This is a genomic window from Roseibium album (assembly GCF_001404515.1).
GTDB classification, from domain to species: domain Bacteria; phylum Pseudomonadota; class Alphaproteobacteria; order Rhizobiales; family Stappiaceae; genus Roseibium; species Roseibium album.
Window position 1 is genome coordinate 334,022 of sequence record NZ_CXWE01000004.1, and the last position, 25,678, is coordinate 359,699.

Genomic DNA, 25,678 nt, shown 5'->3' on the forward strand with positions numbered 1-25,678 from the left:
ACAGCTGATAGCTTTTCGCGATGCCGCATCTATTTCTCAACAGGCCCAGAAATTTCGATCTGCTGGCCAAGCACGAAACCGTACGCAAGGACCTTGTCTGGGAAAGTCTCAACGCCGCGCTCTACAAGACCGGCGGGGTGATTTTCATCATCGGCAGCGTACTGTTTTTTCCAGCCTTCGCGAAATACGCAGATGTCGGCGCCTGGTCCTTCATCGCGGGTTCCGTGCTCTATCTCGTAGTCACAGGACACGACCTTCTGGAAGTTTTCAACGCGGGTCGCCACCGTAAAGGTGAACCCTCTGTCTGGGACAGACTGGAAACCTTGGCTGCACTCACATACGTCACTGGAACGATCCTTTTCATTGTCGGAAGTGTCTGTTTCCTGAAACGGTATGATGCCACCGAGGCGGGCGCGTACTGTTTTGTTGTCGGCAGTCTCCTGTTTGTGGTCGGTGCGGTTGTGAATGTCCTGCAAATCGTCACTGCCGGATCTCTGATCAAGCTTCAATTGATGAACCTGACAGCCTTGTCCTTTGTGACCGGATCGGTGCTGTTTGCCGTTGCGTCTGTGCCTTATCTCTGGACGATTGAAAGCAAATCCGATGCGCGTGAACTTTTTTCTTATCTGGCTTTTTTGTATCTGACCGGCAGCATCCTTTTCCTGCTGGGCGGGGTCTTCAACTATTGGCGTGCGCTCCTGGTCATTCGTGGCGTCGCGCGCTCGCAAAAGCTGAAACCCGCGCCGGCGAAATGATCTCCTGCAAGGTCCGGAACGCGGTTTTCATACCTGCGGACCGGAAAACCAAAAGCTGGGTTGCAATGAAGATCAGCGTCTTTCCGAACCGTCAATCGAGACACCGGGCGGCAAACGGTTCAACGGATTGCATCAGGCCAACGCTGTCTGTCATTCGCGCAAAGTAATGGAACGGCCAATTCATTTGGCGCAAGGACAACGGCGCGAGGAATTGGCAATGCTGCAGTCACGTTCGTGATGCATTGAGGGGTTGTCATGGCGTTCCCTGGCAGATTGAACAACACGCAAAAGCTAAATATGCTCAAAAAAGTGACCCTGAACAGCTGAGTGTTTTTTCAGCTGTTCAGGGTCCAGGTTTCAGTATCGAGGGCGGCTGCTCAACGCCCGATTGCAGAATAGGTGAGATTTGAGATCTTACGCTATCCTCTCAATATGGGATGGCGTCGATTTTGATAATCATGTTCCAATAGCTCAACGTGTGTTTTGCAGGTGCTGAAATGACTGACCGTGAGGTCGATATCATTCTCGTGGAAGACGATCCGGTCATGTTGCAGTCCTTGCAGACGAGCATCGGGTCAGAGGGTGATTTTACGGTTCGTGCAGCCTGCGCCAGTTATGCCGAAGGTTCCAAAGCCATCGACACCATTCCAGCGGATGTGTTGATCACGGACCTGAAACTGCCAGACGGCCACGGCTTCGATCTGATTCGGCAAGCCAGAAAAACGCGCCCTGAAATGGAAATTATGGTCATTTCCGTTCTGGGTGACGAACAAAGCGTCGTGACAGCCATTGCAAGCGGTGCGTCCGGTTTCCTTTTGAAGGATTCCCGCCCCCTCGATATCGCACAGTCCGTCAAACAACTTGTCGCCGGAAAGTCGCCAATCTCCACATCGGTCGCGCGTTTCATTATTCAAATCGTACAAGGGACCGAAAAGGACAATCAGTCCGATGAACTCCTGACCAAACGGGAGATGGATATACTTTGGGGCATTGCCAAGGGTTTCACGTACAAGGATGTTGCGGAGAAACTCGGCATTTCAAGCAACACGGTACCGACGCACATCAAGAACATTTATCGGAAGCTTGAAGTCAATTCTCGTGGCGAAGCTGTTTTCGAAGCCATTCAGCGTGGATTGATCAACATCTCTTGAACACTTCAGCGAACAACAAGACCGTCTGGCAGCATCCTGTCGTGCTTTTCCTGTGGGCGCTCGGCACCATCCTGATCACGCTCGTGCTCGCCTTCGAAATGCTTCCTCTGCCACAAGGTGTCGCGCCGCTGACGACAATGACTTTTCAGCAAGGCGCTGCTCAGGATCAACAGACCGAGGTCGCGCTACCGGACAACTGGCGTTCTCATCCCGAACGTCCCGCCGAAGCAGGCGTCTATCGTTCCGAATTCCGATACCGGACCGGGGACGGACGCTGGGGTGTCTATGTCCCCAACTACTCCGGTCAGATTACGGTACGGGTCAACGGTACGGAGCTTTCAACCGGAGGGCTTTTGAGTGGAGACCTGATCCCCGATCAAAGTATTCCGTATTTTGCTCTCTTTTCCGGCGGAACATTGAAACCGGGTATCAACCAGCTCGAAATCGACATGACCCCGGGCGGCAAACTGGTGGGCTTTTTGAGCGACGTCTACATTGGTCCGTCGAGCCTTTTGCGCAACAGCTTTGAATGGCACTATCTGCGCGCCGTTCGCCTGCCGGAGTTGATCGTATTCTGGCAATTGCTGCTGGCACTGCTGTTGTTGATACTCTGGATCAGTCGCAAACACGAACCAGCCGCACTTTATTGCGCAATATTGCTGCTTTTCAGCAGTCTTCACGGCATTCCGATCTATCTGCCCAGCTCTGTCGATATCTCGCACGCAATCGCACTGCTCGGCTATGTGGTGAATTTCTGGCTTACCGTTATAGGTTTGCTGTTCAACATCAGTCTCGCAAACCGGAAACTGCCCTTCCCGGCCTGGTATCTCTTTGTTCTTCCGGCGCTTTCAACCATTGGCTTCCTTGTCCTGCCTTCTCCTGTTTTCGATTATCTCGACAGGTTTATCGTTGTGCCGTTTTCGCTGGTGATCGTTTGCTGGACGATCTTTGTACTCGTGCGTGCAGCCATATGGCAGCGCAGTTGGGAATGCGCGCTTCTTCTCATTGCCGCGCTTTGCTCCTGTGGTCTCGTCGTTCACGACACCCTGATCATTGCCAATGTGACACCGGACAGCAATTTCCTGCATTTCCGGATTGTCTACATCCTTATTCTGCCCTCCTTGAGTGTCATTTTCTTCCAGCGTCTCATCCATTCGATGAACCATGTCGACGATCTCGTCAGCACGCTGGAGGAGCGAATTGCGGACAAGGAAAACCAGCTTCGGGAAACTTTCTCGCAGCGCCAGATTCTTGAGGGAAAGCAGGCATTGCACGATGAACGCCGGCGGATAATGCGCGACGTTCATGATGGTCTTGGAGGTCAACTGATGTCGATCATCGCGATGAGCAGAATGGGCGAATCCAATCCCGATCAGATCGAGACCTCGGCACAGGCGGCGCTTGAGGAACTGAGGATGCTGATCGGATCTCTCGATGTGGAAAACGACATATCCGGGATGCTTGGAACTTTTCGGGAGCGCGCAGAACAACAACTGGCGCTACACGACATAGAACTCGACTGGCAGATGATTGATATTCCGGCAATTGAGGGTCTCAACCCTTCGCGCGCACTCAATATACTGCGCATCCTGCAGGAGGCCACGACCAATGCAGTCAAACACTCCGGCGCCAGCAAGGTTAAGGTCCGGTTTTCACTACAGGCCGAGCCCAGGCAGATGCTGAAGATCAACATTGAGGACGACGGCCGCGGTTTTCGGCACGCAGCAAACAACGGGCACGGTTTGAAGAATATCCGCAGCCGCGCCAGCGAACTTGACGGAAGCCTCGACATCGTCTCCACGAGTGACGGTACCGTCGTTTCCTTTACCATGCCGATCTCGCTGCATTGAAGCCGTCTGTGTCTATGCGCGCTGCCGTTTGAGTCCGGCCTGCGTCTCGAAAACGCAGGAGAGAACTTCAACCTGGCTGCGACCCACTCGTCCATATGCCCTGCCCGTCTCACCAAATAGCCAGATCAATCGCTCACAAAGATTCATCGCGTTCAGCAAACGGCCGCGGTCCCGCATCTTCAGAAGATTTTCGTCCTGAAGATAAGCGACCTTGATCGCGTTGATGCCGTTGCCCCTTTTGGAGGTCAACCGTGCAAGAATTTCAAGAGTATCCGCATCCCGGTCATGCGCGATCGAGATCAGCACGCTGAGTATGGCGTCCAGTCCCTCGATCGCGGAGTCCGAAAACGTCAGCTCTGGTCGTTGCCTGCGCAGATAGGCAATTTCGGACCCAAGGTCCTTTAGGGTGTCGCGCATAGCCCCGACCGTATAGAGGATGCGTACCAGCATATCGATCCGCTCATGGTCTTCAGGCAAAAGCGTTCGTCTTGCCGCGATATCGTTGACGGCTTCCTCGATAATCTTGTGAAGTGCTGCGGTTGCCTCCAGGTTTTCATGCAGATCTCCGGATTTTCGTCCAACACGCAAGCAGTCAAATCCGTCGGCGATCAGTTGAAGCAACCGGATCAACTCCAGTTCGACAAGCCGTTGGGCAATGCATGCCGGTTCAGGGAACGGCGGAACCAGGTGTTTTGGCATGGCGCCGACTTCGACCCGGGTTTGCGGACTGATCCTCCTGAGCAGATCGGCACTCTGGTTGAGCAGCAACAAGAGAACCGGCACGGGCAACACGTTGAACAGGACATATGCCAAAGCCGCCTGCGTCCCCGGATTGTCGCTCAGACTTGAAACAAGGAAAATGACCAATGGCAATCCGGTCATGGTCTCCAGGTAGAACAGCGGCACAAGTATCAGCGCAGAACCTATGTTCAATCCGAACTTGTAAAGAGCCACCTGTCTTTGCACGCCCGACAAGTTGATTGACAACAACATCATCAAAATAGAGCCACCGACATTGGCGCCATAGACAAACATGATCCCGTCCTGCAGACTCAGAAGACCGGATTGCAGGAAAACAATCATGACTGCCGAAACGGCAATCGATGATTGCGCAAACAGCGTCAGAACAATGCCGGCAAAAAATGCCAGCAGCGGCACTCCGGCAATCGATTCAACGAAATGAACAAACCAAGCCTGTGTTTCAAGCTGCGAAGCGGCATCCCGCATGATCTGCAGACCGAGAAACAGCAAGCCGACACCGATCGCAGCACCTGTGATCTGTTCTTTGTGCCGCGGGCCGAAAGCGTAGAGAACCCCGGTGGCCCCGATCAGCAGCAGGACGGCAATTCGAATATCCATCGTCAGAAACAGGACGATCAGGCCGGCTCCCAAATTGAGACCCAGGATGACAGGTTGAACCTGTTTCAACGTCAGCATGCCGGCACGCAACAGGCCGACGAGCAGGAACACTGCAGCAGTTCCGCTTTGTGTCAGGACGATCAGGATTGCACCGACGGAGAGCCCCGCAGGAGCTGATGACGTCAGCCTTGCGATTCGCTGTTTCAGTTTCTGATCGGCCAGGCGTTTGAGATTGACGCAAAGAAAATGCATCGCGAAGAAAAACAGACCCAGTCCCGCAAACATGGTCGCGGCGATCATCGCTTGGGTCGACATCAGCGGACTTCTCCGCGTGCGCTGACTTCGTCCGGATGAATATCGAGGACGGAAACAAATCCGGACAACTCGAATACTTCCTGCACCCGTCCCGATAGACCGAACACTCCCAACTGGCCGGCTTGACGGCGCAATCGCATCGCGATCGCAAGAAGAACCCCCAGTCCGGCACCCGCAAGAAATGTGACTCTGCCCATATCGATCAGCAAGCTTGTCGAAGAGGTTTCCATCAGGTCCAAAAGGGTTGCTTCAAAGTCTTCCAAAGTAACCAGATCAATGCGTCCGGTCGGACGAACAATGCAAAGAGTGTTTTCTTTATAGATTTCAATATTCACGAAAATATTTCTCCAAACAAATTGAATGAAGAACTAGGAGGGTCGTCATATTTTTTTTTAAGATTTCGCCTGACAATCACTTAAATGCAGTCATCACAGGCGATTTAGTTTGTTGTTTTAAAATGTATTCGAACAAGCAATAAGATCACAAATCAGCGAATGCTGCCTCACACAGACACTCCGCTTCACGCAGCGTAAGATTTTCAAGACATTTTGTCACCCCGTCAAATGTATCAGGTCTCTGCTAGCTTCCAATCCAGAGAGCCGATTGCGACATCGCCAACCGCCCAAAGCATGTTTGCGACCCCGAATAGGACGCCGACCGTCGTACCAGTCGCAACTGCGGCAATGCCGGTCAACACCCTCCACGGCAACCGTGTCCACATGGATGTCAAAAATGGCGACGTCGACTTGGTATTTCTCGACACCCAAAATACGGATGGCAGGGCGATGCGCTTTACCAAAACGCCGATCGGCCGATCCAGCCGGGAAACCAGCAATCGCGCGAGCAGCCCGTCCGTCCGAAAGGGATCATTTGAAGAAGGCGCGCCTCCGAGCTCTTCCTGAATGGCATTGCATTCGTAAATCCCGCCCTGATACGTCATGAGGCTCGCGAAAAACACGTAAATACCTGTGAGCACGGTCAATCCCGGCAACATCGCCGATTGGGTGTCTTGCACGGTGCTCAATCCATAGCCGGCAAGGCCGAAACCGCCCGCTGCCAGCATCAGTCCGCCGAGTTTCAAAAACACCGGACTGGTGCGGCACAATCGTAATAATGCAGACGCGGAAACAAAACTGACCGCTGTGAATGTGATCCAGCTGGCTCCGAAATAGAGCGCACCAAGAACCAGTCCGATCCCGGCCAGAGATGACGTTCTGTCAATCCAGATTTTAGCCTGCCCACTGTCTGGAGCCCTCAAAAATCTTCCCAGGAATATCGTCAGAAGAACGATAACCGCCAGACCCGCGGTCACAATGATATCGGGATAGGTGGAAAAGGCGGTCGCAACTGTAGACCAAAGATTGTCGGCTGGGATTTCGCTTACAGAGCGAAGCCCTTCGTAAAACGCAAAAAAACCACCGGTACCGGCGATTGCGGCCAACACATTTCCGCCTTCGTAACCCCAGAATTGCAGATCAGGTGCGATTTCGTGAATCTTGTATTTGAGCGGTGTAAACATCGCGCCAAAGTGGCAAAATACCGCGCTCGGAGGTATCCCATGACTTTGGGATGGCGGCCGGCAAATTCGAACGTCTGCCCAGCCAAAAACCGTTCCGCGTCATCATTGATGTGCGTGCTAAAAGGCTCTCGACGCATCGGAAACCACATGCATTTCCAGCAGCCCGAACAAACGACAGCAATGTTTCCGGCGATCAAGTTGAAGCCCTGATTGCTCCGTTCAGTGACCGACGCTGACATATCCCCGGGTATTGCCGTCATTGTCGGCGTCGACCGTATTCATTGCATCAAACAGCGTTGCTGCCTCGACCCAGACCGGAGGGTACTTGTACCGTGACACGTCCAGGATGAGGATACGGTCGCTGTCTTCATCATAGGCGCCGAGTGGCGAGATATGGCCGCCGGATTCCTGGCCGATGGACTTTCGCAGGTAATTCACAAGAATGAACTTGTCATTGTCCCGAAGCTGGGAGACCGCGGTCTTGCGAAACGTATCCAGATCGGAATCGGACGCATGAACCACGTCAACGACGAGATCATGTGCGGCAAAAACACCGCCGAGCTCGTCAAGCGTCATCCCGTATGGTGGATTCACGATCGAAGCAGCCGGTTTCACGGCGGTGGCGGCTGGTGTGAAAATGTTCTCCTGGTCGAACATGCCAAGCCCGAGTGTCATCTTGGAAGCCGGACGCGGTACGTTCAACGCGTTAAGCACCATGGCAATCGTAGCCGGCCCGCAATAAGCCGGATTATCCTGTGTCGTGAAATGGATGCTTAGAGGGAAGTAGTCGTTACTCGCTTCCGACCCCAGGAGAAGTGTTTGTCCCTCCGGGCTGGTGAGACCGATCAGATTTTCTGACAAGGGCATTGTTTCTGCGTGCGCAACTGAAAAACATGTCACCGCTGCGGCGGCGACATTGAGGACCATCCGGTACATGCAACTCTCCTGTGTCACCAACTAACCTAAGGTAATGTTTCACCGTAGCAGGAGCTGGATCAGCGCGCCAACTGAAAGCCTCGCTCTGCAAATCTTCGACATTTCTGAACACAATGTCACTTGCCAACAAAACCCAAAAATCCTACCTCCTTTGCCATGAAACAGGATGCTTTCCCCCCGCGCGCGCAGGCGCGCCCTCAAACCCATCAGACCCACGGCATCTCCCGGCAGGACGACTATGGTTGGCTGCGTGCGGACAATTGGCAGGAGGTGATGCGCGATCCTTCCGTACTGGATCCCGATATCCGTGCCTATCTGGAGGCGGAAAACGCCTATCAGGACGCCATCATGGAACCGACCAGGGAGCTTCAGGAAAGGCTCTTTGCCGAAATGCGGGGCCGGATCAAGGAAGACGACAGCTCCGTCCCTGCCCCCGACGGCAAATTCGCTTATGGCATGAAGTTCGAAACCGGCGGTCAGCAACCGATTTTCTTTCGCACACCGCGCGATGGCGGTGAAGAAACAATACTTTTGCATGGCGACAAGGAAGCAGACGGAAAGGCGTATTTCAGGATCGGCGGCGCTAGCCAGTCTCCAGACCACAAGTTGCTTGCCTGGGCCTATGACGACAAGGGTTCGGAATACTACTCTCTCCAGATCCGCGACGTGGCATCTGGAAAGGATCTGGACTACAGCATCGCCGACACCGGTGGCGGTGGTGTGTTTTCCACCGACGGCAGATTTGTGTTTTATGTCCGGCTTGACGACAACCACAGACCGTCAAAACTCTTCCGCCACGAAATCGGAACCGATCCTGCAGGCGATGTGCTGGTTCACGAAGAAGAGGATGCAGGTTTCTTCATGGGGGTCGGCAAGACCCAGTCCGGCGACACGATCCTGATTGACATCCATGATCACGAGACCTCCGAGGTCTGGATGATCCCTGCCGACCAGCCCGAGCTCCCTCCGGTTTTGATTGCGCCGCGCGATACCGGTGTTGAATACTCGGTCGAAGATCACGGTGACACGCTCTACATCCTGACCAACCTGGGAGACGCGGAAGACTTCAAGATCGTCACCGCGCCCAAGGCAACACCGGGTCGGGAATTCTGGTCGGATCTCGTCCAGCACAAGCCCGGGTGCCTGATCCTGTCGCACTGCGTCTACAAGACCTTCATGACGCGGCTGGAACGCGAAGACGGTCTGCCGCGCATCGTCATCCGCAGGCTGGCAGACAACATCGAGCATTCGGTGGAGTTTGATGAAGAGGCCTATTCTCTGGGTCTCGGCGGCGGCTATGAATTCGACACAACGGTGATCCGCTTCAGTTATTCGTCCATGACGACACCGTCACAGACCTTCGATTACGACGTGCAAACCCGTGAGCGCCTCCTTCGCAAGGAACAGGAAGTTCCCTCTGGCCACGATGCGTCCGACTATGTCACGCGTAGGCTCATGGCCCCGGCTGCCGACGGCGAAACGGTGCCCGTGTCGATCCTTTACCACAAGGATACGAAGCTCGACGGATCAGCGCCGCTGCTGCTTTACGGCTATGGCTCGTACGGCATCACCATTCCGGCCAGTTTCAACACAAATTCGCTGTCCCTGGTGGATCGCGGTTTCGTCTATGCGATCGCTCATATCCGCGGCGGCAAGGACAAGGGTTTCCGCTGGTACAAGGACGGCAGACGCGAGACCAAGAAAAACACCTTTACCGACTTTATCGCGGCAGCAGATCATCTCGTTGCGGAGAAATTCACCGTACACGACCGCATTGTGGCACAGGGTGGCTCCGCGGGCGGCATGCTGATGGGCGCAGTTTCAAACATGGCACCTGATAAGTTCGGTGGCATCATTGCCGAAGTGCCGTTTGTCGACGTGCTCGAAACCATGTTGGACGACACTCTTCCCCTGACGCCGCCTGAATGGCCGGAATGGGGCAATCCGATCACGGACAAGACCGCATACGAGTACATTGCGTCCTATTCGCCTTATGACAATGTCGGCGCGAAGGACTATCCCGCAATTCTGGCAGTCGCAGGCCTCACCGATCCTCGGGTCACCTACTGGGAACCGGCGAAATGGGTCGCCAAGCTCCGTGCCGTCAAGTCCGGCGACAGCCTTTTGATGCTGAAAACCAACATGGAGGCTGGCCACGGAGGCGCTTCCGGGCGCTTTGACAGGTTGAAGGAAGTCGCGTTGGTTCAGGCCTTTGCACTTATGGTGACCGGCAAGGCCTAGGCTCCCCTCAGGCATCACATTTTTTTGAGACCCGGACCGGACCTGCAATCAGGTCCGGTATTTCTTTTGCGGCGAAATAGCTTAGGTTGTTTTCAATATAACGTTACAACGACACGCAAAGGGGATGTCATGACCAAGTCATTGCGCCGGGGTTCTTCATACGCTGCCAGTATTACACTTGCCGCCGCCCTGCTCTCAACTGTCTCGCTTGCAAGCGCTGCCGAATTGCGCTGGTCCTCTCCAACCGACCCGCAAACCATGGATCCCCATGCGGTCAACTCCGCGCCGGTCCTCGGCTTTCTGAACAATGTCTACGAAGGCCTTGTCCGCCGTGACAAGAACATGCAGATCGAAGGATCTCTCGCGGAAAGCTGGGAGCCGCTTGGAGGTGACGGCTGGCGTTTCCATTTGCGCGAAGGTGTCAAGTTCCATGACGGCTCGGACCTGACTGCGGAAGACGTTCTCTTTTCCTATGAGCGCGCGTCTTCGGAAGCGGCCGACACAAGTTCGTGGTTCGCGCCGGTCAAGGAGGTCAAGATCGTTGACGACTACACGGTCGATTTCCTTACCCATGCACCCAATCCGATTTTCCCCGACTCCATCGCCAACTTCATGATCCTCGACAAGGGTTGGGCGGAAGCAAACAATGCAGTTCGCCCGGCCAAGGACGAGGAGACCTACGCGACGCTGAATACCAACGGTACCGGCCCCTTCATGCTTGCGTCACGCGAACCGGGTGTGCAGACCGTTCTGGAACCGTTTGAAGGCTGGTGGGATGAACCGGAGCATAATCTGACCAAGGCGACCTTCCTGCCGATTGCCAATCCGGCAACAGCAGTCGCCGGTCTGTTGAGCGGCCAGGTCGACCTGATCAATCCGGTGCCGGTCCAGGATGTCGGTCGCATCGAAAACCAGGACGGACTGACCTTGCACCAGGGCATCGAGGCCCGGGTAATCGTGCTCGGTTTCGGTCACAATCACGACGCCCTCAAATATTCTGACGAGACCACGGACAAGAACCCCTTCCAGGACGTGAAGGTTCGCGAAGCCGTGCAGAAGGCGATCAACGCCGAAGCCCTGGTCGACAAGATCATGCGCGGCAACGCCGAAGTTGCGACTCAGCTTGTCAGCCCTCAGATGAAAGGCCACAGCGATGCGGCGACCGACCGCATCGGCTATGATCCCGACGGCGCCAGGGCACTTCTGGCGGAAGCGGGATATCCGGATGGATTTTCCTTCGGGCTGAAGTGTCCGAATGACCGCTATATCAACGATGAGGCACTTTGCAAGGCAATGGCCGCCATGCTGACACAAGCCGGTATGAAGGCGGATCTAAACGCAATGCCGGTACGCAGCTACTGGCCCGAACTGCGTGCGGGGAACTTCGACATGTACCTGCTTGGCTGGTCCCCTGGCACGTTCGATGCCGAACACCCGGTCCGCTTTCTTGTTACCACCAAGAATGACGAGAAAAAGCTCGGCAGCTGGAATTTCGGGCAGTATTCAAACGCCCGCGTCGATGAACTTCTTCCTCAGATACAGAAGGAAATTGACGCTGATAAACGTCAGGCCATGCTGGATGAAGTGGCAAAGATCATCCGCGACGACGTGGTCTACGTTCCGCTCCATATCCAGCCGCTTCTTTGGGGTTCGAAGTCCAATGTCGACCTGACCCAGCGTGCCGACAATTTTCTGATGCTGCGTTGGATCAACGTCAACTGATCTATCAAACCTGTCGAATTCCTGAGGCCGGCGTCCTGGACGCCGGCTTTTTCCTTTTGACTTCAACCGTCAAGAATCCGCTCAAGTATTCCGGTAACCAAAAAAAATCAGCGGAATTTTTTCTAATATTTCAAAACACACCTCACCTTCAATTAATGTGAAAACCGAATTATTTCTGTTTTTTAATGAAAAAAATTTTAGTTGAAGACAGTTTTTCTCCCACCAATTTTCGATTAGCGGGTTTATTTCAAATAAAACCCGCATAACGTCATATATTTTCGGAGAGGAGCCATTATGAATACACATACCAGATTTACGAATACGAACTTCACCAATTTTGACGAACTGCTGGATCAAAAACTCATCGACCTGGCGGCAAACGCCGTGGATGTGACAAAAAGCGGTCCGCCAGGCGCTCCGGTCAATGAACCGGGAACACAGAATGCACCATCGGCGAATTCGAAAAACGGACCATCGGCATACGAACCGCCTTTCCTGGACCTTGACCCCTATGACCTGGAGGGCAAGGACAATCTTCCAAGCGGGGATCTAATCGAGGGGCCACAGGGCTCTATCGGATCCGCGGTTGAATCTGCCGGTGGCACCGGCCATCAGCAGGTGAATTTCGCGCTCGACCTGGAGGGCTATACGTTCCGGTCGGATGCCGGGAGGCTCGATATCATGGCGCTGAGCGAGGAGCGCACGACCGAGATCAAGACCATGACCTTCAACGGACAAGAGGTCGCGGTCGAATACCAGAGTGGCCTCGCCTACCGGTTCGAGGGCAGCTTTTACGACAACCAGTTCAGGGAACTGCATGTCGAATTGAACGCCGAGGTCTTCACTTCGATCCAGACAGAGGCGTTCGACGCGGACGGCAATCCGCTTCTGACGTCCTTCGGATACGAACAGATGCTCGAGGTCGCGGGACAAGCTCACGACTACGGAATCGAAGAATTCTCCATGGCGTTCGAATACATGATCGATATTCAGAGAAATGATTTCGGATTTTACGAAATGACGATTTCGGTCATGTTCGAAGGTGAAATCATCGACATGAACGGAATTGGTCGCGAGTTCCTGTTCGAAGACGAAACGATGTTCCTGTTCTCCGATCTCGATCAGATCAGTTTCGACCAGCTGCCGCAGGGCTTCAACGACGAAATCGCCCGTTTCGCCGCAAACATGGGCGATGCGTGGGATGCGTTCGGTTCCGTAAACGACCAGATTGAGGCCGTTCTCCTGAAACTCCGGGAAGAGGGACAATACCAGGCCTGGGACGACGCGGACCAGGGCCTGAACGACCCGTTCGATTTCAACCTGCCAAATGTCGACCCGTTTTCCTGATGAGGGCCGTCAGCCTCTCGAAAACGATCGATCTCAACGAAACCGGAAAATGCCTCCTCCGTCTGCCCGAACGGAGGAGGTTCCGCTGTTCGTGTCTTGATTTTGCCGCGCTCTTCCGCTCAAGTGATTTGCATTGCAAAACAGTCTCTTGATGCGCCATGCGCCCAAAAGAGAAACATTCGCTGGAGCATTCGATGGATCGCCAATTCCGCACGCGCACGCAAGTTTCCCGCAGGTTCAAGGCAACGTGCCGGAGTTTCCTTGTCGCCGTCGCAGCCATCGGCCTTGCAGCCTGCCAACAGCAGTTTCAGACCCCTTCCGATCTCCTGTTTGCACCGACATTCAACAAGACCCGGCAGAACCTGCCCTATACGCAGAATACCCAGTACGACTGCCGCAACTTTTCCGGGACCGGCTGGAAGGGAATTGCAAGTGGCGTCGTTTACGATTTCAGCAATCGATACCAGATCTCTCAGGCCGGCTGCTTCAAAACACAACAGGAGTGTCAGGCCTGGCTCTCGGTCATGCGGTCCTATATCGATGTTCCACGCTTCATCAGGTGCAACCCCCATACAGCCTAGGGCGTTTTCAGAGCGGAACGCCGCCCTGCAGCACCTTGCGTGCGGCCATGAAAGCTTCGATGTGATCGCAAAGGCATTTTGCGCGCGCACTCAACAATCGTCCGGTCGGCCAGACCAGATAGGCATTGCGCAACTGTCCGGTCCATTTTGGCAGCACGATCCGGAGACGACCGGCATCGATTGCGGAAGACGTTTCGGTGACCGGCAATAGCGCAATCCCGTGACCATCGGCAACGAATTGTCGTGCCAACGTTATGTCGTCAACGGCTATATCCGCGTTGAGGTAAATCGTTTCCTCCGAGGCCGTTCCGGTATTCCTTAGCTGCCAGTGCGGAAGCGATGAGACCCAGATCAGCTTGTGGTGGCGTAAATCGTCCAGCTCCTTCGGCTCTCCATTTTCCGTCAGATACTTCGGCGCGGCCACCATCATGGTGGCAACGCTGCCGATCCGCTTCTGGTAAAGTGCCGGATCCGATTGCGCGCCGAAACGAAGCGCCAGATCGAACCGGTCCTCCCTGAGATCCCGGTTATCGTTGCTCAGGCCGAGAGAAAGCCTGATTTCGGGATGTTGTTTCACGAAATCCGACCACATCGGTGACAATATGCCTATGGAGGCATTCGTCGGTGCGGCGACACGCAAGGGCCCGCGAATTTTGTGCAGATCCGCATTCAGGCCTTCCAGCGTGTTTTCAGCCTGAAACATCAGCTCGGCAAGCGACCGGTAATAGGCTTCGCCTTCCGATGTCAGGGTAAACTTTCGGGCTGATCGGTGCACCAGCCTGACACCAAGCGTTTCTTCAAGCCGCTTCAACCGCCGGGTGACCGTGGCAGCCGGAACGTTCAGCCTGCCTGCTGCAGCCGAAAGGCTCCGGCACTGGGCAATGTGAACAAACAGTGAGATATCGTCCAGCATGATTTCATTTTCGGAATTTAAACTCTCTTTTTTTGATATAGATTGAGGAAATAGAAATCAATAGATCTCCCATGATCCCACAAGCAAGGAGAGATCAATGCCTGGATATTTCATCAGCGCCGGAATCGAACTCAAGGACGGTGCGAATCTCGACAAGGCAGAACAAGGCCTTCGCCTCCTGACGGAACAGACCCGGAGTGAACCCGGATGCATTTTTTTTGAAATTCGCCAGAACCTAAAGGAGCCTGGAAAGTTCACGCTCTGGGAATGCTGGACGGACAAACAGGCGCTTGCCGATCATTTCGAGGCTGATCACACGAAAGCCTATCTCGCGCAGGACCTGACCGAGGTGAACTATATCGAGGAACTCACCGAAATCGGCGAGACCTCAGGTGCGATTTCAAGCTGAGACAGCCATGAAACACAGGCTGATTTCCACTTTTTTCATGTCGTTCGGCCTGTCTTTCGTGATGTCCTGCTGGGTGACTTTTCTCAATCTTGGCTGGAGCGACGCCTTCCTGGGTCAATGGATGGAGGCATTTCGTCTGGCGTGGCCGGCCGCAGCCATTGCCGCCTTCTTTCTCAGCCCGGTCGTTCAGAAAATTACCGGCATCTTCGCAAAGTACCTACCCTGATACCTTGGAGCATCAATGACCATTTCACGCCAAAACTTCGAAGACCTGGGAATGCCCGTCGGTCCCTATACACACGCGGTTCGTCATGAAAACACAATCTTCACGTCTGGTTTCACCGCGTTTGGAACGCAGGCTCAGGCAGCATCGGCAGAGGAGCAGACGCACGCAACTCTTTCGCAGCTGAGTTTTCTCGCAGGGCAGTACGGCAAAACACTCTCGGACCTTGTCAAGGTCACCGTGTTTGTTACCGATCCATCCGACATTCCCGGCATTCGCCATGCCCTAACGGAAGCATATGGCAAAAACGTGCCTGCCAGTTCGCTGGTGATGGTCGCAGGCCTGTTTTCTCCGGATTTGCGTGTCGAAATGGAAGCCATCTTCGGACTGTGAGGTAGCCAACGGCGTCCTGTCGTTGACAGCAGCCGCCAGTCGCAAGCCTTTCAGACCCTAGAGGGCTTTTCGAAAGAACACAGTCTCGCGGATCGGCGTCTTGTAATAGGCGGGTATTTCCTCGAAGCCGGCAGCTTTGTAGAGCTTTATCGCACCGGTCATCGTCGGCAGCGTATCGAGCAGCATCTCGCGATAGCCGGCTTCAACCGCGGTTTCCAGAATTTGGGAAACGAGAGTTGCGCCGACACCCTTGCCGCGACCGGCCGGCAAAACGTAAAGCCGCTTCATCTCGCATCTGCCATCTTCATCGAAGGCTCTTAGACCGACGCATCCCAAGACATTGCCCCCAGAGTCCTTCGCGACAAAGAGCGCGCCCTTCGGCGGTGCATACTTGCCCGGCATCCCCGCAAGCTCTTCTTCGAAACCCTGATAGGACAGGTCGATGTCCAGCCAGTCGACATAGGCCCGGAACAGGACCTTTACAGCCTCAAGGTCTGGACCCGTTTCGACAGATGTGATGGTGACGCTATTATCGAATGTCATCGGACCTCGATAATCCGGGACAATTCAGCTGTCAATTTGCTGTGGGAGCGACGACTGGAATCGCCTTGAGATAAGCCGCAATCGCTTCCCGGTCACTTGCAGGAAGCCGGGCCATGTTTTCCTGAACCTTGACCATCTCCCCGCCAACGGAATCATATTCCGGCGTGAACCCGCTCTCCAGATAGTAAGCAATGTCCGCCGCGCTCCAACTGCCGAACTTGCCTTCAACAGGTGTAATGTCGGGTATCCGGCCTTCACCTGTCGGTGCCGGTGCACCGCCGAGCCAATGCGAGAGAATCAGCCCGCCGGCAATATCACGTGCTGTGTGGCACTCCCCGCAGTGTCCCGGACCTTCCACCAGATATCGCCCCCTGTCCCACAGCACCTGATCAACCTCGTTGCCGGAAACCGGTGCAGCTATCACAGGCTCCGGATTCAGAAAGAGGCGTTTCCAGAGACCAAGACCGCGGCGAATGTTGAACGGGAACCCGAGTTCATGCCCCGGGGCCTTGCCCTCGACCGAGGGCAGCGTCTTGAAAAACGCGTAAAGGTCGCCAAGGTCTTCGACCGACATCCGCGCATATGACGAATAGGGAAACGCCGGGTAATAGTTTGCCCCATCCGGCGATGTTCCGTGTGTCATGGCATTGGCGAAATCCGTCAAGGACCAGGCACCGATGCCATCGGCCTCACTGGGGGAGATGTTCGGTGCAACGAAGACACCGAATGGAGTTTCCAGCCGCAATCCGCCACCAAGATTGAGGAGATCTTCGCCCTTTGCATCCTTTGCCGCATGACACGAAGCGCAACCGCCAGCCCAGAATACGAGTTCCCCCTTCACCGGGTCACCTGTCTTCAGCGCGGCCGCCTGCTGTTCGGTCATCCGCGTAGGTGCGGAGAGGCTCCATCCGGCACCCGCTGCAATGACAGCGAGCAGCACAAGGACTATCAATGCCTTTTTCATGGACCTCTCCGGAACCGCCTAAACCGGCATATCGGTAATGCGCCGGTCAGTTCTTCTTACGGTAAGTCTCGTGGCACGATTTGCAAGTGCCGAACACGGGGCCCATCGCCGCCTTGAACGCGTCAAGATCCGCCGGACCGTCCTTGCCGGATGCTTCCATCGCCTTGCCGGCAGCAGCCGAGAATTTTGCAAGTTCGGCAGCAAAGCCATCGGCGTTTTCCCAGATGGCCGGCAACGCGCCGGTATCACCCTGGTCCGATCCTTCAGGGAAAAAGTCGCCGAAAGACGCAGCAGCGGCGTTCATTGTGGCAATTGCGGCTTTCCCCGCAACCGGCGAAAACGTGACTTCGCCTTTCATCATGCCGCCACCAAGGCCGGCTGCCGCGCCGACAGATGACATGATGGCTTGCCGCGTTGCGATTGGATCATCAGCAGCCTGAACAGACCCTGTAAATCCCAAACCGGCCAACATGAAAATGGCCGCAACATTCCTTACGATGCGCATGATCCTCTCCCTCTCGATCAAAACACCGCCGATACGGTGCGCAGGAGTTGGAGTACAGCCAAGAATTGCTCCGGAATAAAATCACGCTCCCGTGATGTCGCCTGTAAATTGTAACAATGTGTGCCTGAAGTCCCCTGGAAACGAAAAACCCCGGCCCTGACGGGACCGGGGTTTCAACTCATGATGAGAGGACCGGCTTACTTGGTCGCAGCTTCATAAAGCTCCAGGACATAGTCCCAGTTCACCATGTTGTCGACGAACGCTTCCAGGTATTTCGGGCGGGCGTTCCTGTAGTCGATGTAATAGGAATGCTCCCACACATCACAGCCGAGAACCGGTACTGCACCATGAACAAGCGGGTTCTCGCCGTTCGGTGTCTTCATGATTGCCAGTTTGCCATCCTTGACAGCGAGCCATGCCCAGCCTGAACCGAACTGGCCCATTCCGGCCGCGATGAAATCGGCCCGGAACTTGTCGTATCCGCCAAGGTCGCTGTCGATTGCCGAAGCGATTGCACCCGGCAAGGATGTGCCGCCGCCATTCTTTTTCATCCATTTCCAGAAATGGATGTGGTTGTAGTGCTGCCCGGCGTTGTTGAAGAGCGGAGCATTGCTGCCGAAGCTTGCTTTGACAATCTCCTCAAGAGACTTGCCTTCAAGTCCGCTGCCTGCGAGCAGTTCGTTGCCCTTTGTGACATAGGCCTGATGGTGCTTGTCGTGGTGAAACTCCAGGGTTTCAGAAGACATGTAAGGTGCCAGGGCATCATATGCATACGGCAGGTCAGGCAATTCGAAAGACATGACAAACTCCTCAGGTTTAGTCGGGGACCGGCGGACCGGACACGAGGTCCTTCGAGCCGCTTCGTGCCGCAAAATAGGATTCCCCAGCCAGATCGGCAAGTTCGGAATTCGAAAATAAAACAATTTTTTCCTTATTTTTTTGTCACGTCAAGGATTCATGCCTCCAGGCACGGTCGTTTGGACCACAAACTAAACCAATTAGTTGACTGTTAAGCGGCAAGCTGATAATTCACCCATACGGTTGAATGAATGTGTGCGCGTTACTTCACAGGCGACTGGATCGTTCGACCGGTCAGATGGCACTGTCCTGAGCGGGAGGCGAGTATGGAATTTGACAATGTGAATTGGATCGCAGTTGTGGTCGGCACGATAGCGGCGTTTTTGTTCGGCTGGCTCGTATATTCACCCCTGCTGTTTGCCAGGGTGTGGGCCGAAGGCTCCGGTGTTGAACTCAAGTCGGACAGCAGACCGCCAATGGGCGCAATGCTGCTGCAGATACTGGGGCTTTTGCTGCTGGCCATCGTGGTCGGTGTCACTGCGACAATTGACGCCCTCATCACCGCAATCCTGGCCATTCTGGCTGCCGCGCTGCTGACCGTTTCAAACGGTGCGTTTTGCCGGAAGTCGACGCCTGCCTTGGCCATCGATGCCGGCTACATTGTCGGTGCTGGAATTCTGATGATCGTTGCACAGGGCATATTCTGAGTTCCGGCTTGTTTGTTTTTCATTGGAACAACAATACCGGTCACATTGAATTCAAGGTTTGCGCGTTGTCACCGGTCTCGGCCAGGTGCCGTTTTACCGTCTTCGCGCTGCCTTCCCGAGATCTCGATCACAATGAACTGCTTTCAATTCGCTTTTGACAAGAATTGTTTGTGAGCTGCAGGTCCGGACGGTGAGAGGCTCAAAGACAGAAACAATCCAAACCTGTCCAGGCCAAAAGTCTCGTTCCGTCGGAGGCGACACCTTTGATTGGATGAATGTTGCGGAAACTTGATCAGTTGGTCTTAGCGGTGTTTGTCTATCTGCTCCCGTATCTGTAGCATCATTGCATGTCTGCGGCCCGGTCTGCAGGCCCCGTCCGTTTCACCTTTCCACCAATGATTTCCAGTGACCAAATGTCGAGACCAGACCGTTCATTTGTACCCCTCGCTTTTGGTGGCTTGCTTTCGCTGGCTGCAGCAATGGGAATCGGGCGTTTTGTCTACACACCGATCCTTCCTTTTATGCAGGATGGACTGCAACTGCCAGCTGACGATGCCGGCCTGATTGCATCCGCCAATTTTCTCGGCTACCTCACAGGTGCTCTTGCGGGTGCGGCAAGATCATTGCCAGGCAATCCAAGACACTGGTTTCTGGGTGGCCTTCTGGTCAGCGCGTTGACAAGCCTTGCAATGGCCTTGACCACCGCGCTTGCCGCTTTTCTGGTCCTCCGCTTCGTCAGCGGCATTGCAAGTGCCTTTGTTCTCGTGTTTTCAACGACACTCATCCTGGAGCGATTGAACGCGGCGGGACGCGGGGACTTGTCCGCTCTTCACTTTGCCGGAGTTGGCTGCGGCATCGCGTTTTCCGCGATACTTGTTGCAGGTGTAGCCTCCTACTCCGCGGACTGGAGGCTGCTCTGGATTGCCAGCGGAATTGCAACGCTCCTTTTCTTTGCAGCAGCTGCACGTCTCGTCCCTGCCCCCACCGACAGAAGTTCATCCACCCAAATCGATACTCGCAAAGCGGAAACAAGGACAAACTTTCTGACAAGCAGTCTGTTGCGGCTCATCGCCGCCTACGGCTTGTTCGGTTTCGGTTATGTGATCACCGCGACATTCGTTTCCGCTATTGCACGCTCGGAACCGGCCCTTCAGTCGAGCGAACCGTTTGTCTGGCTCACTGTCGGCCTCTTCGCCGCGCCTTCGATCCTGTTCTGGAACAAGGTTTCGGCAAGAACCGGAGGCCGAAAGGCCTTTGCGCTGGCATGTGTCCTGGAATCATGTGGCGTCGCCCTGACCGTTGTCAGCGCTGAACCGTTTCTGTTTCTCCTGGGATCCGCGCTGCTTGGCGGAACATTCATGGGAATAACAGCTCTCGGCCTCATTGAAGGTCGCAGACAGGCAAGCTCCGGTGGCCCGGCCGCCGAACGTCAGATGCTCGCAATATTGACGGCTGCATTCGGCCTTGGTCAGGTCATCGGGCCATGGCTGGCCGGCAAACTTCATGCCGTGACAGGGTCATTCGAGGCCCCCTCGCTCGTCGCCGCGGCAGCGCTGCTGGTAGCCGCGGCCCTCGTTGTTCGCGAGTAGCGCGGACGTTCTCAGGCGTGGGAAAAGTCCCAGTAGAGTTCGCGGGCCTTCGCTGCTACTGGGCCAGGTTGCAGATCACGTTGCTCGATGCGTTTTACCGGAGTTACCTTGCTGTAGTTACCGGTCGAGAATATTTCGTCCGCGTCCAGAAACTCGTCATAATGCATTGTGCGCTCGAACACCTCGTAGCCGGATGAGCGCAGCAGCTGAATGATGCGCTGCCGCGTGATGCCGTCCAGAAACGTACCGTTGGGCGCAGGAGTGTGAACCTTGCCGTCCTTGGCCAGAAAGACATTGGCGGACGTCAGTTCGGCAACGTTCCCCAACATGTCGCGCACGACCGCATTGTCGAAACCGCGCCCCTTGGCCTCCAGCATCGCCCTTGCATTGTTCGGATAAAGGCAACCTGCCTTGGCATTCACCGGCATGCATTCCATTGTCGGGCGGCGGAAGGGCGACAAGGTAATGCTCATGGCCGCATCTTTCGGCGCCATCGGAGCATCGAAAAGGCAGAGGCAGAACCGGGTGCTTTCCGGGTCGCCGGTAATGACCCCGTGGCCATCGGCCTCGACCCAGTACATGGGCTTGACATAAATATGCTGATCGGTGCCGAACCTTGCGCAACCCTCTCGCGTCAGCTCGATCATTTCCCCGACCTTCATGGTGGGTTTCATCCCCAGCGCGACGGCAGAATCGTTCACACGCTGACAATGAAGATCGATGTCCGGCATAACTCCTTCAAAAAAACGTCCGCCGTCAAAAACACTCGAGCCAAGCCAGGACGCATGCGTACGTGGTCCCATGATCGGCGGATTGCCCTCGTGCCAGGTGCCATCGATCCAGGTCCACGTATCACTCAATCCGCTCATTGCTTTTCCCTTTGCGTATTTGGATCGGCATTTCAGCCGAAGACACAACACCGGTGACCAGCCCAGGTCAACAGCTTACCCGATGGAATGAGAAAGTTGCCGCCTTTCTTTCGGTATCTGACGGTGACAGGGATAATTCTGTTCGACTTGTTTCAGAATTTGAAAAAATCTTGTCACCAAAAAAAATGCCTCATCGTGTTTGTTTGAAACGTTCCCGGGCGTCACACTTCAGCCGGCCTGCTCGACGCAAGGCGAAATGGAATTGACAGGAAATCAATTTTGTTCACTATATGTTCCTTTCATGAGTGAGGACCGAACGATGGAACAGCGCATTTCAATGACAACCCTTGCCGTACCCGACGTGGCTCAGGCTCGTCGTTTCTTCGAGGAAGGGCTTGGCTGGAAAGTCAATGCCGCACCGTCGCCCGATGTCGTCTTTTTCCAGGTAATTGGCGGCGTGTTCGCACTCTACAGCCGTGAAGCGCTGGAAAAGGAAATCGGGCGAGATGTCACGAAAGACACGACCGGAGCAATCACGCTCGCCTGGAATGCACGGTCCGAACAGGAAGTGGATGCCATCTTTCAAAAGGCCGTATCTGCGGGCGCAGACCCGGTCAAGCATCCGGAGAAGGCTTTCTGGGGCGGGTACTCGTCCTACGTTGGGGTTCCTGGCGGACACCTGCTTGAAATCGCTCACAATCCCTTCTGGAAAATCGAAGCGGACGGCGCCGTTACCTTGCCTCCGGCACAATAGTCCGAAAGATACGACTTTTGTCGCACCCCTCGGCGCTTGACGTTTCGGTGGCTGCACGGTTTTCTTCCGCAGTCCCGAAACCCCGACGAAGGAATTCCCGTCATGGCGCATGCCGCGTTCGTGTTTGATGCTTACGGCACCCTGTTTGATGTCCATGCTGCGGTTCGCAAGCATGCGGCAAAGCTGGGTCCCGATGCGCAGCGATTTTCTTCAATCTGGCGTGAAAAACAGCTTGAATACTCTTGGGTTCGCGCCCTGATGGGTCAATACAAGGACTTCTGGGAACTAACCCAGCAGGGCCTGGATACGGCATTCGCCCTTGTCCCTTCCGCTGACAAATCCCTGCGCGACGATCTCCTGAACGCCTATTGGGAACTTGATTGCTATCCCGAAGTGCCACAGGTCCTGACGGACCTGAAGGCAACAGGCGCAAAGATCGCAATCCTCTCCAACGGTTCACCCGCAATGCTGGAAGCTGCCGCAAAGGCTGCCGGACTGACGGATTTGTTTGACGAGATCTTTTCAGTAGACGATCTCAGGACCTTCAAGACCGACCCGCAGGTCTATGAAATGGTCACCACTCAATTCCGAATTTATCCGGAAGAAGTTTCATTTCAGTCCTCGAACCGTTGGGACATTGCAGGAGCAACCGCGTTTGGCTTCCGTACCGTCTGGATGAACAGGATGGGTATGCCTGACGAATATGCGGACCTTGCACCGAAAGCCGTGCTTGCCGACCTGACGGGCCTTGCCGCTCTGGGTTGACGGTTTTTTCTTTCGGTCTCGATAATCCTGACGATCCGGGGCTCTGGTGTGGTGTTCCCGACCTTGCCAACGCGCATCCAGACTTCGAGGCACCGTGCCTGGGAAAGGCACTATTCTTTCTGAGCGGTCGGGTGAAGCCGATGTATCGATGACCATTTTTTAACGTCCACCCTGCCCTTCCCGGCATTGCACGTCGCCGGACTTGCGCGCAGCAAGCTGTGCCACGACCTGATCAACCGGATACCAATCCTGGTGTACGGCTAACAGCCGGGTCGCAGTGTCTTGAAAGGAAAAACGGCTGCCTTTCCCTGTCCGGAAGTGCAGCCGAGGCAATGTCGTTCCATTCCAATCCGGAATAGCTAGAATGCCCTTGAAACGCCGATCATGAAGCGTTGGTTGCCCGACGCTCTTTCAACACTTGTGCCGCCGTAGTTCGCCTTGTCGTCGATGATACCCGTCAGCGTGTAATCGGCACGCAGACGCCAGTTGTCCCTGAAGGCAACCTCCAACCCACCCCCGATGACCGGTCCGACCGAGACGGAAGTCCGTTCCTTGCCGTTCGCCTTGAGGCTGTGTTCGGTGGCAGCCAGACCGGCGCTCAGATATGGCATGAAGTTGCCGAGCGGAATACCCGCCCTGGCCTTGGCGCTTGCAGTCCATTTCGCACCGGTTTCAACGGTTCCCAGTGTTGGATGGGTTCCCTTTTCCCGCCCGCCGAGATAGGTGGCACCGCCTTCGACGCCCAGTACGATGCGGGAGACTTGCCAGTTGTAGCCGCCGAACAGGCCAAATGCTGCATCGACCCGCGAAAGATCCTTGGATTTTCCGCCAGCCGTGACGTCGGTAACCGTTTGGGAAGCCCCGGTCTCGAAACCCAGATAGGGGCCTGTCCAGATCGAGCTTGGCGCTGCTGGCGGTTCGAACCCAGGTTCCTGGTAGTCCCCCAGGTCGGCAGCCTGCGCCCCGGAAACCAACACGGCCAAAACAGCGCAGAGTATTGCCGGTTCAAGGAGCCAATGGCACCGCAACCTCCTCAAGACCTTGGCGCGCCCGGATCGGGGAGAAGAGAAAATATCATAATTAGCAAAAGAACTTACCATTGTTGATCTCACTTGAGTTTTTGAACTTTCGCTCGAGTTACAACATTCATTTATTATTGTAAAACGATAATTTTAAAAATGTCTGCATTAATTTTTTTGTCAATAGCAATATCAAAATATTTGCATTTCAGTGACTGGCGCTATAGACACGTCGTGCTGGAATACCAATCGGAGCGATCAATGAGCGACCTTGAATGGGCAGAGCGTGAAAAGCGACTGACGAGAATCCGAAGATTGTCGGCATTCATGAAATGGACCGTAACGGTGATCCTTGCCTTCATGGTGCTGTTCGGCGGGCTCGTTCTCGTCGAAATCATCGTGCCGTTTGATCTTCTGATTTCCCCGGAAGAGACGATCGACGTTGCGGATATTGAGCGGCCGATTGATGAAATTCCGCATATTCAGCGGATCGGTGTCGCAGTGCTGTTCTGCATCGCGCTCTCGCTGCTTGCATTGTCAATCTGGAACATCAGGCAGGTCTTCAAGCGTTTCCAGATGATGGAATTCTTTTCGCCGAAAACGCTGGCCAATGTCATATCGATTGGCGTCTGGCTGATCGTGTTCGCAGCTTTCGATCTGATCAGCGATCCGATTGGTTCGGTAATTGTGACCTATGATTTGCCGCCTGGCGAACGTTCGGTGGAAGTCACTCTGGATGGCGCAGAAATCTTCTGTTTCATTTTTGGAGCGCTCATGCTCCTGTTTGGCTGGATACTGCGTGAAGCGGCGCTTATTGCGGATGAAAACCGCCAATTTGTCTGATGCGATGCAGGAGAACCATCAGATGATCCACCATGTGACATCAACCAGATCCAGGCGCCTTCAGCGCATTCAGCTTGGTGCCCGGCTCATGAAATGGGCCGTTTCAGCCTGTGTTCCGGTATTGATTATCCTCACGGCACTGCTTGTGCTTTCCGTGCTGTTTCCCCAGGTGGCCGCGCTCACCGGCGAACAAACAATATCGATCGGAGACTCGGAACGCGCCTTTGCTGACCTTTCTCTCGTCCAGCGCAGTGCCCTGACGATTTTGGCCCTGTGCATGTTCACCTTGTCGTTCGGTGCACTTTGGACCCTGCGTAGTCTTTGTTTGCAGTTTCAGGCCTTGGAGTTCTTCTCAGCAAGGTCGCTCAAAACTGTGGTTTCGCTTGGAACATGGCTGATATGTTGCGCACTATTCGAATTTGCCAGTGATCCGCTCGCTTCGCTTATTGTCACCCTGGACTATCCGGCAGGCGAAAGGATTATTGACGTAACTGTTGATGGCGGTGAAATATTTAGCATGAGTCTCGGGGCTCTCCTGCTCCTGTTCGGATGGATCATGAGCGAAGCCGCTCTGCTTGCAGAAGAAAACAGACAAATAATATAGCAAC

27 protein-coding genes are annotated in these 25,678 nt (G+C 54.7%); 16 read left to right on the forward strand and 11 right to left on the reverse strand.

What is annotated here, in order from left to right:
- Nucleotides 1–20: 20 nt before the first annotated feature.
- From LA5095_RS14855 to LA5095_RS14865, 3 genes are all read left to right on the forward strand, one after another.
- A complete protein-coding gene (locus LA5095_RS14855; RefSeq protein ID WP_055116216.1) occupies nt 21–755 on the forward strand; it encodes a YrhK family protein in 735 nt (244 codons plus the stop codon).
- Between the two features lie 497 nt (nt 756–1,252).
- A complete protein-coding gene (locus LA5095_RS14860) occupies nt 1,253–1,906 on the forward strand; it encodes a response regulator (protein WP_055116218.1) in 654 nt (217 codons plus the stop codon).
- Nucleotides 1,903–3,756, forward strand: a complete 1,854-nt coding sequence (locus LA5095_RS14865) for a sensor histidine kinase (RefSeq protein WP_055116220.1) — start codon at nt 1,903–1,905, stop codon at nt 3,754–3,756. Before LA5095_RS14860 ends, LA5095_RS14865 begins: the two co-directional genes overlap by 4 nt.
- 12 nt (nt 3,757–3,768) lie before the next feature.
- Here LA5095_RS14865 and LA5095_RS14870 read toward each other — a convergent pair whose 3' ends face one another.
- From LA5095_RS14870 to LA5095_RS14890, 4 genes are all read right to left on the reverse strand, one after another.
- Complete coding sequence (locus LA5095_RS14870; RefSeq protein WP_055116223.1) at nt 3,769–5,430, reverse strand: Na/Pi cotransporter family protein; 1,662 nt, start codon at nt 5,428–5,430, stop codon at nt 3,769–3,771.
- Complete coding sequence (locus tag LA5095_RS14875) at nt 5,430–5,765, reverse strand: STAS domain-containing protein (protein ID WP_055116225.1); 336 nt, start codon at nt 5,763–5,765, stop codon at nt 5,430–5,432. Before LA5095_RS14875 ends, LA5095_RS14870 begins: the two co-directional genes overlap by 1 nt.
- A 233-nt stretch (nt 5,766–5,998) precedes the next feature.
- On the reverse strand, nt 5,999–6,949 hold the full coding sequence (locus LA5095_RS14880; RefSeq protein WP_055116227.1) for a hypothetical protein: 951 nt from the start codon (nt 6,947–6,949) through the stop codon (nt 5,999–6,001).
- Between the two features lie 219 nt (nt 6,950–7,168).
- A complete protein-coding gene (locus tag LA5095_RS14890) occupies nt 7,169–7,885 on the reverse strand; it encodes a phytochelatin synthase family protein (protein ID WP_055116231.1) in 717 nt (238 codons plus the stop codon).
- Between the two features lie 156 nt (nt 7,886–8,041).
- Between LA5095_RS14890 and LA5095_RS14895 the strand changes: the two genes are divergently transcribed.
- From LA5095_RS14895 to LA5095_RS14910, 4 genes are all read left to right on the forward strand, one after another.
- On the forward strand, nt 8,042–10,126 hold the full coding sequence (locus tag LA5095_RS14895) for a S9 family peptidase (protein WP_055116233.1): 2,085 nt from the start codon (nt 8,042–8,044) through the stop codon (nt 10,124–10,126).
- A gap of 129 nt (nt 10,127–10,255) precedes the next feature.
- Nucleotides 10,256–11,848: an ABC transporter substrate-binding protein gene (locus tag LA5095_RS14900; protein WP_055116235.1), complete on the forward strand. Its 1,593-nt coding sequence runs from the start codon at nt 10,256–10,258 to the stop codon at nt 11,846–11,848.
- Between the two features lie 294 nt (nt 11,849–12,142).
- On the forward strand, nt 12,143–13,195 hold the full coding sequence (locus tag LA5095_RS14905) for a hypothetical protein (RefSeq protein ID WP_055116236.1): 1,053 nt from the start codon (nt 12,143–12,145) through the stop codon (nt 13,193–13,195).
- Nucleotides 13,196–13,389: 194 nt separating this feature from the next.
- On the forward strand, nt 13,390–13,776 hold the full coding sequence (locus LA5095_RS14910; RefSeq protein WP_144435999.1) for a hypothetical protein: 387 nt from the start codon (nt 13,390–13,392) through the stop codon (nt 13,774–13,776).
- 7 nt (nt 13,777–13,783) lie between these two features.
- Here LA5095_RS14910 and LA5095_RS14915 read toward each other — a convergent pair whose 3' ends face one another.
- The gene (locus LA5095_RS14915; protein ID WP_055116240.1) at nt 13,784–14,689 is read right to left on the reverse strand and encodes a LysR family transcriptional regulator; all 906 of its coding nucleotides are present in this window, start codon (nt 14,687–14,689) and stop codon (nt 13,784–13,786) included.
- A 97-nt stretch (nt 14,690–14,786) separates the two neighbouring features.
- Here LA5095_RS14915 and LA5095_RS14920 point away from each other — a divergent pair, with 97 nt between their 5' ends.
- From LA5095_RS14920 to LA5095_RS14930, 3 genes are read left to right on the forward strand one after another with little or no spacing between them, the layout of a single operon-like run.
- Complete coding sequence (locus LA5095_RS14920; RefSeq protein WP_055116243.1) at nt 14,787–15,098, forward strand: putative quinol monooxygenase; 312 nt, start codon at nt 14,787–14,789, stop codon at nt 15,096–15,098.
- Between the two features lie 7 nt (nt 15,099–15,105).
- Nucleotides 15,106–15,324 carry a DUF2798 domain-containing protein gene (locus LA5095_RS14925; protein ID WP_055116245.1) on the forward strand — a complete coding sequence of 73 codons (219 nt, stop codon included), beginning with the start codon at nt 15,106–15,108 and terminating at the stop codon, nt 15,322–15,324.
- Nucleotides 15,325–15,339: 15 nt separating this feature from the next.
- Nucleotides 15,340–15,714: a RidA family protein gene (locus LA5095_RS14930; protein ID WP_055116246.1), complete on the forward strand. Its 375-nt coding sequence runs from the start codon at nt 15,340–15,342 to the stop codon at nt 15,712–15,714.
- A 57-nt stretch (nt 15,715–15,771) separates the two neighbouring features.
- On the opposite strand, the gene LA5095_RS14935 is transcribed toward LA5095_RS14930, so the two are convergent.
- The 4 genes from LA5095_RS14935 to LA5095_RS14950 all read right to left on the reverse strand — a co-directional run bounded on the left by LA5095_RS14935 (nt 15,772) and on the right by LA5095_RS14950 (nt 18,526).
- The gene (locus LA5095_RS14935; protein ID WP_055116248.1) at nt 15,772–16,257 is read right to left on the reverse strand and encodes a GNAT family N-acetyltransferase; all 486 of its coding nucleotides are present in this window, start codon (nt 16,255–16,257) and stop codon (nt 15,772–15,774) included.
- A 31-nt stretch (nt 16,258–16,288) separates the two neighbouring features.
- Complete coding sequence (locus tag LA5095_RS14940) at nt 16,289–17,221, reverse strand: cytochrome c (RefSeq protein WP_055116250.1); 933 nt, start codon at nt 17,219–17,221, stop codon at nt 16,289–16,291.
- A gap of 46 nt (nt 17,222–17,267) precedes the next feature.
- Nucleotides 17,268–17,726 carry a c-type cytochrome gene (locus tag LA5095_RS14945; protein WP_055116251.1) on the reverse strand — a complete coding sequence of 153 codons (459 nt, stop codon included), beginning with the start codon at nt 17,724–17,726 and terminating at the stop codon, nt 17,268–17,270.
- A gap of 197 nt (nt 17,727–17,923) precedes the next feature.
- Nucleotides 17,924–18,526 (reverse strand): superoxide dismutase, encoded by a 603-nt coding sequence (locus tag LA5095_RS14950; protein ID WP_055116253.1) that lies wholly within the window; start codon nt 18,524–18,526, stop codon nt 17,924–17,926.
- 324 nt (nt 18,527–18,850) lie between these two features.
- Here LA5095_RS14950 and LA5095_RS14955 point away from each other — a divergent pair, with 324 nt between their 5' ends.
- Nucleotides 18,851–19,231: a DUF1761 domain-containing protein gene (locus LA5095_RS14955; protein WP_055116900.1), complete on the forward strand. Its 381-nt coding sequence runs from the start codon at nt 18,851–18,853 to the stop codon at nt 19,229–19,231.
- A gap of 479 nt (nt 19,232–19,710) precedes the next feature.
- Nucleotides 19,711–20,820: a YbfB/YjiJ family MFS transporter gene (locus tag LA5095_RS14960; RefSeq protein ID WP_144436022.1), complete on the forward strand. Its 1,110-nt coding sequence runs from the start codon at nt 19,711–19,713 to the stop codon at nt 20,818–20,820.
- Between the two features lie 11 nt (nt 20,821–20,831).
- On the opposite strand, the gene LA5095_RS14965 is transcribed toward LA5095_RS14960, so the two are convergent.
- The gene (locus tag LA5095_RS14965) at nt 20,832–21,689 is read right to left on the reverse strand and encodes a branched-chain amino acid aminotransferase (protein ID WP_055116254.1); all 858 of its coding nucleotides are present in this window, start codon (nt 21,687–21,689) and stop codon (nt 20,832–20,834) included.
- 319 nt (nt 21,690–22,008) lie between these two features.
- Between LA5095_RS14965 and LA5095_RS14970 the strand changes: the two genes are divergently transcribed.
- Nucleotides 22,009–22,443 (forward strand): VOC family protein, encoded by a 435-nt coding sequence (locus LA5095_RS14970; RefSeq protein WP_055116905.1) that lies wholly within the window; start codon nt 22,009–22,011, stop codon nt 22,441–22,443.
- 102 nt (nt 22,444–22,545) lie between these two features.
- Entirely contained in the window at nt 22,546–23,208 is a 663-nt protein-coding gene (locus LA5095_RS14975; RefSeq protein WP_055116907.1) for a haloacid dehalogenase type II, read from the forward strand.
- Between the two features lie 359 nt (nt 23,209–23,567).
- On the opposite strand, the gene LA5095_RS14980 is transcribed toward LA5095_RS14975, so the two are convergent.
- The gene (locus LA5095_RS14980; RefSeq protein WP_208992703.1) at nt 23,568–24,185 is read right to left on the reverse strand and encodes an outer membrane protein; all 618 of its coding nucleotides are present in this window, start codon (nt 24,183–24,185) and stop codon (nt 23,568–23,570) included.
- A gap of 303 nt (nt 24,186–24,488) precedes the next feature.
- Between LA5095_RS14980 and LA5095_RS14985 the strand changes: the two genes are divergently transcribed.
- Together LA5095_RS14985 and LA5095_RS14990 are read left to right on the forward strand one after the other, a co-directional pair.
- On the forward strand, nt 24,489–25,070 hold the full coding sequence (locus LA5095_RS14985) for a DUF2975 domain-containing protein (RefSeq protein ID WP_055116910.1): 582 nt from the start codon (nt 24,489–24,491) through the stop codon (nt 25,068–25,070).
- A gap of 22 nt (nt 25,071–25,092) precedes the next feature.
- The gene (locus LA5095_RS14990; protein ID WP_144436000.1) at nt 25,093–25,674 is read left to right on the forward strand and encodes a DUF2975 domain-containing protein; all 582 of its coding nucleotides are present in this window, start codon (nt 25,093–25,095) and stop codon (nt 25,672–25,674) included.
- Nucleotides 25,675–25,678 lie beyond the last annotated feature (4 nt).